This is a genomic window from Pontibacter sp. H249 (assembly GCF_037892465.1).
In the GTDB taxonomy this organism is placed as follows: Bacteria; Bacteroidota; Bacteroidia; order Cytophagales; family Hymenobacteraceae; genus Pontibacter.
On the sequence record NZ_JBBKTR010000023.1, the window covers coordinates 13345 to 26251 of the forward strand.

The window sequence follows — 12907 nt, forward strand, 5'->3', positions numbered from 1 at the left end:
GAGATGAACAGATACCTGCTTCCCATACTTTTTATACTTTTAGCTTGCACATTACAGGCTAAGGCACAGCAACGGCCGCAGTATAGCCAATACATGGTTAACAATTACCTGCTAAACCCCGCCATAACCGGAATAGAGGATTACGCTGACATACGGGTGAGCCACCGTAGGCAGTGGGTAGGGTTAGATGGTGCTCCTGTTACTTCTTATGTAACGGCACACACGCCGCTAAACAAAGGTGCAGCCAGTACCAAGTACCACAGAGCCTTGGCGCATCATGGTGTGGGGGTGGCCTTTCATACAGATAAAACCGGCCCATTGCGCAGAACAGGTATAACAGGCTCTTATGCCTATCACCTTCCACTTACTCGTAGTATTAATGTTTCGGCGGGTGCAGCCGTGGGTATAATTCGTAACAGTGTAAATACCAGTGATCTAGAGTTTACAAACCCAAACGACCCTTTAGTGGGCGGAGGCGACTTTAACAACAATGTGCTGGACCTTAACCTGGGCCTGTGGCTGTACTCTGAGTCTTTTTCTGTTGGTGTGGCAGGTGCCCAGTTGCTGGAGGATGTAGGCAGCTTTCAGGCGGAAGGTAGCCGAAACCCCACTTTAGATTTGCAACGGCACTACTTCATTACAGGTGCTTACCGCTTCTCTCCTACCGAAAGCCTGGATATAATTCCATCTGTTATGGTTAAAATGGCAGCCCCAAGCCCTGCGGCAATAGATGCAAACGTAAGGGTGATGTACAACAGGCAGTTCTGGGTAGGGGCTTCTTACCGTCATGAGGACGCCCTTGTAGGTATGGTAGGCGTTTACATAAGCCCTCTGTTAGATATCTCCTATTCTTACGACGCTACATTGTCAAACTTAAATCGTGTAAGTGCAGGTACTCATGAAGTGGTTGTTGGCTTTAAACTACTTAACAATCGCAAGATCATCTGCCCGCAGTGGATATGGTAATGTGTATATAGTATAATTTTTATTTGTATTTGTTCTTTCTCTGCCGCAAGTGTATCTTATTTATAGATACATAATATTCCTATCTTATTGTATGCATGCCGCACTTTACCGCATTATTTTCAAATCATTAATTTGCTGTAAACAATTTGGAACTCATTTATAGTGTGTTACCTTTGTGCGCCTTTCAGTTTTAAATATAAGTAAAATTCAATTTTTACCTAAGTTAAACCTGCTTATTTAAAGGAGGAGTGAAATTGTATTAGGTAAATATGCAGTTTTTGGTATACTTTAAAAGGTGATTCAATGAATAATTAAATTTTATTTTTTAGATATTATTTGGATTGTATCAAAAAAAACTAAAATTTAGAAGGAACATCGAGATACCAATAGGGGATTAGCGCTGAGAAAGCGCTTTAATAAAATTTTGACTTGAGGAATTGCACCATTTTTTATGTGGCGTAGTTTAGCTCAGAAATCAGGTGGCTAATTTAGTGCAAAGGGGGGTGCTACATTAGCTTTATTGAGTTTATTTAAATAAGATCTTTATAGCAAAACTTTTACAAAACAACTTAATGAGAAGCTTATTAGGAAAAGTTATATTACTTTTTGTAGTATACCTTTGCACTCCGTCTTTTCTTGCTTCTGCTCAGCAGATCCCTGCCCTTGGGTCGGCTTACAACTACAATGCCCTTGCTTATAAGAAGGTTGTAAGCACAGGCAGTACAATTGTAAATGCAAATCTTGGTGTAGCCAACGGTGATATAACGGGTTTTCCGCCAGGTATTTCTGCCCGTACTCCAGAAGTGAATAGTAACGCCGCAAAGCAGGCACTGCAAGATGCGAACTCAGCTTTTGCTTCTGCTTTTACGCTTTCCTCTACTACTCTAGAACCCAGCAGTAACTTGGGCAGCATGGTTTATGAGCCAGGCGTATACAAAGTTAACGGTAATGCCTCCTTTTCCGGAAATGTGGTACTCTCTGATGCAGGCCAGGCAAAGCCAGTCTATATTTTTCAGATCACAGGTAACCTCGATATCTCAAGTAACACCATCTTAGACTACACGAATAAAGCTGCTACCAGTAACATACTTTGGGTAGTAGATGGCGATATCACCGTTGGTAAGAATGCCCTTATAGAAGGTACATTTATCTCAAAAGGTAAAATAACCTTAAGTGAAGGTGTGCGCCTGCAGGGGAGAGTTATTTCCTTGCAGGACGAGCTGCATTTGAATCAGTCTATACTTAGTGCGCCTTCCGATCTTAAAATAGATATCTCCTTAAGTGCCAGTTCTACTGGAGCTGCGTCTTACCAGCAAAACGAAGAGGTGACTTTTTATTTTACGATAACAAACAATGGCCCCGCAGACGAAGCAGAGGCCTATGTAAGGACTATTGCCTTTGTGGGTGAGTTGCTGAGCTATAGCAGCAGCAGAGCCGGCACCATATTTAATGAAGAAACCGGCGAGTGGAAAATAGGCAAAATTGCTTATAACGAGTCGCTTACCCTAACGCTTAAAGTAAAACTCGACAGATCTGGATTTGGCTTTGTAAGAGCTGTAGTAGAAGGCGATAATATAGATGAAGATCTGATTAACAACTCTACAATCGTAAACTACTGCGTACTGCTACCAGAAACAAGTAATATTGCCGGCCCTAAAGAAGTATGCCGTAACTCCACTTATGTATATAGTATAGCACCAGTGGCAGGAGCAACCAAGTTTGTATGGAGTGTGCCCGCTGGATGGCAGTTTACACAGTTAGGCCCTACAAGTATAAGCGTAAGGCCAGGTTCGCAGCCAGGGCAGATAACTGTAAAGGCAAGCAATATATGCGGAGAGGGACCGGCACAGGTACTGGACGTAACTCCGCTGCCTGACCCGCCTCTTAAACCAGGGCCTATAACTGGTATTGATGATGTATGCGTGGGCACAGAAGGCTTAGTTTACAAAATAGATCCGGTGCAGAATGCTTTGAGCTATACTTGGTCATTGCCGGAAGGCTGGAGTATCACACAAGGTCAGGGCACTACAGAAATTATAGTAAAAGCAGGTGCGGTAAGCGGTGCAGTAACTGTAGTAGCATCAAACAGGTGTGGCGATAGCAGCCCGCAATCCTTCAATGTAAATGTAGCTACCGATGTGCCTCAAATTAATGTGGCCATACGCGGTGTAAACGATAGCTGCGTGGGCAGCAACGTGACATTCGAGATAGATGCTACTGCAGGAGCAACTGGCTATGTATGGTCGGTGCCTGCCGACTGGACAATCAAATCAGGACAAAACACCAACAGCATTATAGTAACTGTAGGAAGTATTGCAGGAAGCGTGTCTGTAATGGCTTCCAATGCCTGTGGCTTGGGCGAAGCGCGTACTATGCTGGTAACGCCGACACTCTCTCCCACAGAAGCGCCAGGGCCTATAACCGGAGAATTAAACTCCTGCGCCAACGAAAAAGGCCTTGTATACTCTATTGATCCGGTTTTAGGTGCATCTAGTTACACTTGGACACTACCTCAGGGATGGGAGATTACTTCGGGGCAAGGCACTACAAGTATAACAGTAAATGCCAGCACAAGTGGCGGAGAAATTAAGGTTGTTGCAATGAACCAATGCGGTGCAAGTGCTGCAAGCTTTAAAACAGTAGCGCCAACAGAGGGAGAGCCAGCTATGCCAGGTCCGATAACAGGAAAGCAGTATGGCTGTGCCAATAGCACAGGTACATATTCTGTTGCAGATCTGCATGGAGCCACTTCTTACACCTGGACGGTTCCAGCGGGGTGGGCAATTATAAGTGGACAGGGCACTACCTCTATTACAGTTACAGTAGGTACAGAAAAAGGTAAGGTAACAGTAACTGGTAGCAATGTGTGTGGAGTAGGACTTGCAAGGGAGCTTGATGTAACGCCACAAACAGATGTGCCAGGACCAATAACGACAATTGACGGCCCTAGCGTAGTTTGCCAGGATGAGCCAGGTTTTGAATTTAGTGTAGCACCCATTGCTGGTGTTACGAACTACACGTGGTCTGTACCAAGCGGCTGGGTAATTAACTCCGGTCAGGGCTCGAACAAGATCAGCATTACGCCAAGTGCAACAGAAGGGAAAGTAACAATTGTAGCTGTAAACGACTGCGGTGCCAGCGCCGAGGCAAGTATGGATGTAAAGGTGGTGCCTTCGCCGCCAGACAGGCCAGCAGAAATCTTTGGATTCGTTTCGGTATGTAGCAACCAGAAGAACATAGTATACTCTATAGAACCAGTACCAACAGCTTCATCATACATTTGGAAAGTAAACAATGGATGGACGATTGTATCTGGCCAGGGTAGCACAAGTATAGTAGTAAATGCCAACTCTGTAGCTGCTACCATTTCGGTGCAGGCTGTTAATGTGTGCGGCGTTACCAGCGAAACCCAACTGGCAACTGTTATGACGACGGCTCCACCTGCAAAGCCAGGCCCGATAAGCGGCACTACTATACCATGTGTGGGTAAAGAATATACTTTCACCATTGGTCAAGTTGCAACAGCGCTCAGCTACACATGGTCTGTGCCAAGCGGCTGGCAAATCGTATCGCAGGATGGTACGTCTATCAAAGTAATTGCAGGTACAACTGCAGGTAATATAACAGTAGCAGCTATAAATAACTGCGGCACCGGCGAAGCACAAACATTACCTGTTAAGCCTACCTCAGAAGGTCCGAGCGGCCTTACCATTATTCAGGGTGGTACAGATGTTTGCTTAGGCATTACGGCAACTTTTAAGGTTGATCCAGGTGTAAACGCTAACTCATATAATTGGGCTGTGCCAGCTGGCTGGCAGATTCTGTCTGGGCAAGGCACTACGGAAATCACGGTAAAAGCAAGTTCAACCGCCGGTACTGTAAGCCTTACAGCTAACAACGACTGCGGCAGCACAACAGTAAGCAAACTGGTAAGCATTTCTATTGCAAAGCCACAGGCTCCTGGCATAATTTCTAGTACAGGTGCTGTTTGTGCAGGCGCAACTGCAAGCTTTACCATAGCACCGGTAGCCGGGGCAACTTTTTATACTTGGGAAGTTCCGGAAGGATGGTCTGTAGTAGCAGGGCAAGGCACAAACACAATACAGATACAGACAAATAATAACCCTGGCACAGTAAAAGTATACGCTGTGAATGCTTGTGGTAATAGCAGCAGCGCAAGCACTATAAACGTAACGCCACTGCAAACCAACTTAGCTAAGCCATTAAGTATAAAAGGCCCTGCTGCAAGTTTCTGCCAGAACCAAACCAACATAAAGTATAGTATAGATCCTATTGCCGGTGCCAGCACTTATACCTGGACGGTGCCAGCAGGATGGACAATAACAGCAGGACAAGGAACTATAGAGATAACTGTAACGGCAGGTGCAGCAAGCGGTGAAGTAACAGTAACAGCCGGTAACCCATGCGGTACAGGGTCAGCACAAAGCTTAACAGTTAAGCCTGACACAGTGCCAGAACAACCTGCAGCCATTACTGGTACAGCGGCTCCTTGCAACGGCTCTGTTTTAGAATACAGTGTAACAGGAGTAGCAGCCTTAGGCTATACTTGGTCGTTGCCAACAGGCTGGGCCATTGTAAGTGGGCAAGGTACAAGTACCATAAAAGTAAGACCAACCAACAACGCAGGCACAGTGGCAGTGGTGGCAACAAATGGCTGCGGCGCCGGCGCCGCAGCGCAGCTACAGGTAAAGCCAGTTAGCGCTGTTCCGCTTGCTCCAGGTATTATAAACGGCACCACCACTGTGTGTGCAGGCCGCACAACAACATATACAGTTAATGGCGTGGCAGATGCATCATCTTATGAGTGGAGCTTACCAGAAGGCTGGACGATCGTTTCAGGTCAGGGTACTACGCAGGTAACTGTAAAAGCAGGCACAAAACCGGGCGCCATTACAGTAGTTGCTAAGAATAGCTGCGGTGCATCCACGCAAAGCGCCCCACTTAATGTAGGTATAGAAGTGCTTGAGGCGCCGACAGCGATCCTGGATTTAAGTGCACCATGTGTAGGTCTGGTATACGAGGTAGCAACAGTAGCAGGTGCCAAAACTTATACCTGGACGGTGCCGACAAGTTGGAGAATCATAAGCGGACAAGGCACTAATAAAATTGCTGTGGTAGCCGGAGAAGGTACTGGCAATATCTCTGTAACAGTTGATAACGGTACCTGCACCAGCGAACCAATAAGCATTGAGGCAGATAAAGAGCGCGCTAGCAGCGAGCTTGCTTTCCCGAATGTCTTCTCTCCGAACAACGACGGCAACAACGATACCTGGGCGGTTAAAAACCTGGAGAAATATCCAGACAATGAACTTACGATTATTAACCGCTGGGGCAACGAAGTATACAAAGCCAAATCATATAAAAACAACTGGAACGGCGATGGCCTAAATGAAGGCACCTACTATTACATTGTGCGTGCTAAGCTTTGTGACGGAACAGAACAACTATTTAAGGGTTATGTGATGATTGTTAGGTAATGCTTATGAAAACAACTCTACTAAACAAACTTTTGCTGCTGCTCTTACTCGTGAGCGCACATGTAGCTACTGCACAGCAGGCTCCGCAGTATACACAGTATATTTTCAACGAGTTGGTAATTAATCCTGCTTACGCGGGCAGTAAAGGTATTCTGAACATTAACGCTACACATCGTAGCCAATGGACAGGACTGGAAGGCGCCCCGACTACACAAACGTTAAGTATGGATGGCCCAACCAAGAAAGAGAATATTGGCTGGGCAGGCTACCTGGTAAACGACAGGTTGGGTGCACAAAGTACGATCGGTGCATATGGTAACGTGTCGGTTAGAGTTAACCTTAGCCGTTACACTAAATTAGCCTTTGGTTTATCAGCTGGTGCTGCGCAGTATACACTTGATGGAACAAAGCTAACCCCTGGAAGCCAAGTGCCGGATGTGGCCATACCACAAGGGCGTGAGTCTGTTATTTTGCCGGATGCCAAAGTGGGTTTGTTCCTGAACACGGAGCGTTACTACGCCGGGTTAACTGCTGCCAACCTGGTTCCTTTTAAAAGCGATGATCTGCTGATTACAACACCACGCAGGCATTATTTCTTATCAACAGGCTACATGTTCGACCTGAGCAGTAATATGCGCATCAAGCCTAGCATACTTATTAAAGAAGACTTCCAAAGCCCTACAAATATTGACCTGAACACATTCCTGCTTTTTGGCGATCGCTTTTGGGTAGGAGGCTCTTACCGAACTTCAATGCCTTTGCTTACAAGTGTTGAGACAAAAGACCTCTCGACGCGTAACGCGGCGGCAGCTCTGGTGCAACTGTATGTTACACCGAGGATGCGTATCGGCTACTCATACGATATGAGCCTTAATGCACTTAATAATTACTCCAGCCATGAGGTATCACTTGGTTACTCCTTCTTCCAGAAGCATGGAGGCCGCATTCTGACACCTCGCAACTTGTAATACCAACTCAATCATGAAATTATATTTACGTCTTGCTCTGTTCTTGTTGCTATTGGTGTGTGTGAAGCCAGCAACAGTGCTGGCACAGGATATGAAGCAGGCAGACAAGCACTTCAATAATTTTGAATTTAGTTTGGCCCTGGAGGCTTACAAAAAGATCCTTGATACCGGCGAGCCAAGTATAGCAGTAGTACAGCGTATTGCCGACAGTTACCGTATCCTCAACAACAGTAAAGAAGCAGAGTTCTGGTACGCACAGGTGGTTAACTTCCCGGATGCAAGCCCTACCACTATTTACTTGTATGCAGAGTCGGCTAAGCGTAATGGTAACTATGCAAAGGCTAAATACCTTTTTAACCAGTATGGCCAGAAAGTACCGACACAGGCAGCTGTAGCGCAGAAAATGGCTGCCTCCTGCGATACAGCCATAAAATGGATGGCTAATCCCAAGCCATATGATGTTATAAAAAACAGCTCTATAAATTCTGAAGGCGCAGATTTCGGTCCTGTAAGAACAAAAGACGGGATATTTTTCGCATCAGACAGGTTGGAGGCAGGCAAGCAAGCTATTCGTTACAACTGGTACGGCAACGGATACCTGCAAGTATACTTTGCTAAGCGAGCAACCGACAGCACCTGGGCTACACCGGTTCCGTTGCCGTCAGGTATAAACACAACCTATCACAACGCTCCCGGAGCTTACTTAGAAAAAACGCAGACGTTATACTTTACACGCACACAGGTAGTAAAGCGAAACGCCTCCAAATCGAACCCAGATCCTACCAGCTGGTTTTCAGGTAGTGAGAACAGCACCCATACCAACCGCCACGGCATTTACATAGCAGAGCGCAAAGGCGAGAAATGGGAGAACGCAAAGGCATTTAAGTACAACAACACAGATGAATATTCTATTGGCCACCCTACTGTAACACCTGATGGTAAGATATTATACTTTGTATCAGATATGCCAGGTGGTTATGGAGAGACGGATGTTTACTATAGCGAGCTACAGGATAATGGCACATGGGGAAAACCAGTGAACGCAGGAAATACTATTAACACACCCGGCCGCGAAAGCTTTACAAGTATTGGAGAAGACGGTAATTTATACTTCTCTTCTGACGGACACATAGGTATGGGCGGACTTGATATTTTTAAAGCCATTGGTACACATAAGAACTGGAGCCATGTAGAGAACCTGAAGTACCCGCTCAACACATCGCACGATGATTTTGGCGTGCAGATAGACGCTAATGGCAAAGCAGGGCTTCTATCTTCAGGCCGTATGGCCAGCAACGGTTTCGACGATATTTTTGCCTTTAAAGAAGTAAAGGTGCCTTGTACTCTGATTGGCCGCACTATAGAGCGCATTGCCGTGGCCGGTACTACCAGAAAAAAAGAAATACCTGTAGAGAATGTATTGCTGCAGCTTTTTGAAGAAGGAAACGAAAAGCCACTGGAAATATACTCTGATAAGAATGGCAACTTCACGTTTCCGGTTAAAGCCAGCACTAACTATACAATTCGGGGTACAAAGCCAAAGTACCTGACGCAAACGCTGACAATGATGCCGGACTGCCGCTTTAACACAGACTCTGTAAAGGTAGAGATGGTATTTAACCGTGACACACCAAACAAACCGATCGTGCTGGAAAACATCTACTACGATCTGGATAAGTATAACATTAAACCTGAGGCTGCCCGAGAGTTGGACAAGCTGGTGCAAACGCTGATAGATAACCCACATATTCAAATCGAGCTGAGCTCCCACACCGATAGCCGCCAGACGTATGGTTATAACCAAATGCTGTCTCAGCTAAGGGCGCAGAGTGCTGTGGATTATATCGTATCGAAAGGCATACCGCGTGAGCGTTTGGTGGCTAAAGGATATGGCGAAACCCAGCTGGTAAACAAATGTGCAGATGGCGTGCGTTGCCCAGAGTCGATGCATGCAGAGAACCGACGTACAGAATTTAAGATTATAGGTAAAACAGCTTTGGTAAAATAGCTGTAGATAAGTTAAAGTATAAAAAGCCGGGGGCTGCAGCAATAAACTGCAGCCCCCGGCTTTTTATACTTATAGGTGTAAAACCCTACTGAGCTGACCAACCTCCGTCGATGGGCAACATAGTACCAGTTAACTGCGCTGAGGCCGGAGAAGCCAGCATCAGCGCCATCTGTGCGATAGCACAAACATCTACAAACTGCTTTACAGCTTGCTTCTTCAGCATTACTTTCTCAATCACGTCTGTTTCGGACATCTGATGTGCTTTTGCCTGATCTGCTATTTGTGCCTCTACTAATGGCGTTCTTACATAACCAGGGCAAATGGCGTTACAGGTAATATTAAAAGGAGCACCCTCCAACGCGAGTACTTTAGTAAGGCCGGCTATACCGTGTTTGGCTGCAACATAAGCAGCTTTAAACTCCGAGGCACGCAAAGCATGGGCAGAGGCAATGTTAATAATGCGGCCATACTTTCGTTCTTTCATACCTTTCCAGACGGCCTTGGAAGTATGAAATGACGATGAAAGATTTACAGAAAGTATAGCATCCCACTTCTCTTCCGGAAACTCATCTACGGGTGCCACATACTGTATGCCTGCATTGTTCACCAGCACATCTACCTGCCCTAACTCTTTCTCGGCTTGCTGTACCATGTGCCGTATCTGATCCGGGTGCATTAAGTTAGCAGCCGAAAAAATTACTTTTACCCCATACTCGGAGCTTAGTTTACTGGCAATGTCTGCACCGTTTTGCTCCAGGCCGTTTACCAGCAGGTTGTAGCCATTAGCGGCAAAATGCTTTGCTATGCCAAGTCCTATGCCGCTGGTGCCTCCTGTAATAAGTGCGTTCTTCATGATTTATACTTTTTGATATTGCTGTAAAAAGCCAAAGCGCCCTTTAGGAGCGCTTTGGAAATCAAATCTAGTCTAACCTAATTAACCTTATTTTTTCCGCCGAAGTCGAAACGCAGCTCTACATTGTACAGGCGGCCAATCTCTGGCGAACCTACGTACTCACGCTGCGGCGTATCGAACAAGTTGGTTACGCTGCCACCTAATGTAAGCCAGTTGGTAAATTTATAGCCTGCACTAAGATCAACAGAAGTAAAGCCGCCTAACGGACCATAGTTATAGTTGAAAGGTGCTACACGCTTGCCTTCATTTTCTTTGGCTGCAATCTGTGACCCTGAATAGAAATCATACTCTGGCAGGATGCGCACATTTACTGAACCAAAGAACTTCTTGTCGAACAGGTTGCGGGCGGTAAAGTTGAAGTTGTAGCGGTGGTTGGCAGCGTTCAGGCTGCTTTCTGCTACAGATACCACTTTGTCGCCGTTTGCGTCGTTGTCTAAATTGTCGGTGTCGGTAATATCTGAATTAAAGTAAGAATACTTGGCGCCGATGCTAAAGAAGTCGTTGATGTAATAGTTCAGGCCAAAATCAGTACCCCATGAGTTTACGTTGCCGTAGTTCAGGTAAGTCAGGTAGTAGTTTAAAAGATTAGAAGATCTTTCTGACACATCCTGATCACCTTTTTTAATTACCTTCTCTTTACCAGCTAAAGGAGTAACAGCAGTAAGCGGAGAAATAAAGTCTTCTGACTTCGAGTACCAGCTGCTGAGGTCAATAAACAGCTTCTCTGTTGGCGTGCCTTTATAACCTACTTCAAATGTCTGCACTTTTTCTGGCTCAAGCTTATCAATAGTTCTGATAGCACCAGTCTCGGTGTTTTGGATAGTTAAACCGGCTCCGTTACCAAGTATGGCCAATGCACCGTTGTTTAGGTAAAACTCTTGGAACTGAATTGAAGGCGCAGAGTAAGCACGGCCGTAAGTTGCCCTAAAAGAGCCGTTAAGCGCTGCGTATGTTAAGGCAGCTTTCGGGCTGAATTGGGTGCCATAGTTATCGTGGTAATCTACACGAGCCGCTACCACTGCACGAAGCTTACTGTTGAGGTTGCGCTCTACCTGAGCGACTGCACCATACTGGTTCAGAATAATATTACCATCCGCATCATCTAAGTATGTTTGGCGGCTATAGGCTACATCGCGCTGGTAGTTTATGCCGGTAATTATATCAAAGCCTGCAAAGTTGTTGTTATACTGAACTTCACCGTTAACGCGGTGGCTCTTGTCTATAAATCCAGGGAAAGCAATAGCAGGAGAGTTAGCTCCTATTTCGCCTGCCTTGGCACCTGACTTGGAGTATCTGGCGGCAACGTCTTCTGAGTAGCCGCGGGCGCGTAAGTTATAGTAGTTTACTGTGCGTGCGTTGATTTGGTAAGTATCTCCGGCATCGTTCCAGGTGCTGTACAACTGCGCAAACACACGAGGCGACACAACACGGCCCTGCAGGTATTGGAAGGTCCAGCCGTTAATCTGGTTGCGGCCGTTGTTTGTTACACCAATGTTATCGCCCTGGCCAATGCCGTAGTCAAGTATAACGTCTGTCTTGTCGGTTGGGCTATAGTATAATGCGGCACTACCACGCTTCGATTTAAAACCAAAATCCACGTCATACTCTGGCAATCTACCAAGGGCAGGGGCGCTGTACACTGTATCAATAAACTCAAAGTCTTCGCCTTCTGTATACTCACCGGTTACTTTATAGGCAAACTTATCAGAGATGATACCAGCATGGCGTACGCGTCCGCTTAACACGCTTTGGTTACCGGCACCTATTGCTACTGTTGTGCCAGGGTGGCGGCGTGGGTCTTTGGTGATGGTGTTAATAATACCGTTATGAGCATTAGGGCCATACAAAGCCGAAGAAGGACCTAAAATTACTTCTACACGCTCAATGTCTTCCTTGATAACTGTGTTGTAAAAACCTGCTGGCAAACCTGTACCGCCTGGCAGCATCGAGTTACGGCCATCTGTCATCTGGAACATCTTCACGTTGAAGGCGCTGTTAAAGCCACGTGCATTTATACCTACACCTATCACACCAGAACGAACCACCTCTACGCCCTGCACTTTGTTAAGCAACTCACCTACGTTAAACGACGGCAAGGCATCCAGATCACGTGAAGAGATAACGCTGATAGCGGCCGGTGCCTCTGTTAACTTCTCCGGACGTCGTGTAGCTGATACTACCACCTCTTCGCCGATCACGTTAGACGACCTCATCGAGATGGTGCCTATATCTGCTGTACCTCCTGCAGTTACAGAAACAGCAATTTTAGGGTAAGAATAACCAACATAGGTTATGCGCAGGCTATGGTTGCCCGCAGGCACATTGGTGATCATAAATTCACCGTTTGTGTTAGTGGTTGCGCCCCTGGAGGTGCCATCTACCAACACAGTAGCGCCTATCAGGGCCTCTTCTGTGTCAGCACCGACCACTCTTCCTTTAATGGCTCCACCTTGGGCAAACGCTGCCTGCACTATGCACAGCAGCGAAAGCAGGATAAGGTAAATCTTTTTCATGTGAGGTAAGGTTAGTTAGGTTATTGATTTAAGGGATAATT

General features: G+C 46.1%; 6 protein-coding genes. 4 read left to right on the forward strand and 2 right to left on the reverse strand.

The window, feature by feature from the left end; translation table 11 throughout:
- Positions 1–3 precede the first annotated feature (3 nt).
- From WG943_RS20215 to WG943_RS20230, 4 genes are all read left to right on the forward strand, one after another.
- A complete protein-coding gene (locus WG943_RS20215; protein ID WP_340411758.1) occupies positions 4–966 on the forward strand; it encodes a PorP/SprF family type IX secretion system membrane protein in 963 nt (320 codons plus the stop codon).
- A 572-nt stretch (positions 967–1538) separates the two neighbouring features.
- Positions 1539–6464 (forward strand): ice-binding family protein, encoded by a 4926-nt coding sequence (locus WG943_RS20220; protein ID WP_340411759.1) that lies wholly within the window; start codon positions 1539–1541, stop codon positions 6462–6464.
- A gap of 5 nt (positions 6465–6469) precedes the next feature.
- Positions 6470–7432 (forward strand): PorP/SprF family type IX secretion system membrane protein, encoded by a 963-nt coding sequence (locus WG943_RS20225; RefSeq protein ID WP_340411760.1) that lies wholly within the window; start codon positions 6470–6472, stop codon positions 7430–7432.
- 13 nt (positions 7433–7445) lie between these two features.
- Entirely contained in the window at positions 7446–9440 is a 1995-nt protein-coding gene (locus WG943_RS20230; protein WP_340411761.1) for an OmpA family protein, read from the forward strand.
- An 85-nt stretch (positions 9441–9525) separates the two neighbouring features.
- Here the strand turns inward: WG943_RS20230 and WG943_RS20235 are convergent, their stop codons facing one another.
- Entirely contained in the window at positions 9526–10293 is a 768-nt protein-coding gene (locus WG943_RS20235; RefSeq protein WP_340411762.1) for a 3-hydroxybutyrate dehydrogenase, read from the reverse strand.
- A 77-nt stretch (positions 10294–10370) separates the two neighbouring features.
- Positions 10371–12866, reverse strand: coding sequence for a TonB-dependent receptor (locus tag WG943_RS20240; protein ID WP_340411764.1), 2496 nt, complete (start codon positions 12864–12866; stop codon positions 10371–10373).
- Positions 12867–12907 lie beyond the last annotated feature (41 nt).

What these genes read in the sequence shown, in the direction of transcription:
- WG943_RS20220 (WP_340411759.1), top strand. Translation starts at nt 1,539, where the DNA reads ATGAGAAGCTTATTAGGAAAAGTTATATTACTTTTTGTAGTATACCTT.
- WG943_RS20225 (WP_340411760.1), top strand. Translation starts at nt 6,470, where the DNA reads ATGAAAACAACTCTACTAAACAAACTTTTGCTGCTGCTCTTACTCGTG.
- WG943_RS20230 (WP_340411761.1), top strand. Translation starts at nt 7,446, where the DNA reads ATGAAATTATATTTACGTCTTGCTCTGTTCTTGTTGCTATTGGTGTGT.
- WG943_RS20215 (WP_340411758.1), top strand. Translation starts at nt 4, where the DNA reads ATGAACAGATACCTGCTTCCCATACTTTTTATACTTTTAGCTTGCACA.
- WG943_RS20235 (WP_340411762.1), bottom strand. Translation starts at nt 10,293, where the DNA reads ATGAAGAACGCACTTATTACAGGAGGCACCAGCGGCATAGGACTTGGC.
- WG943_RS20240 (WP_340411764.1), bottom strand. Translation starts at nt 12,866, where the DNA reads ATGAAAAAGATTTACCTTATCCTGCTTTCGCTGCTGTGCATAGTGCAG.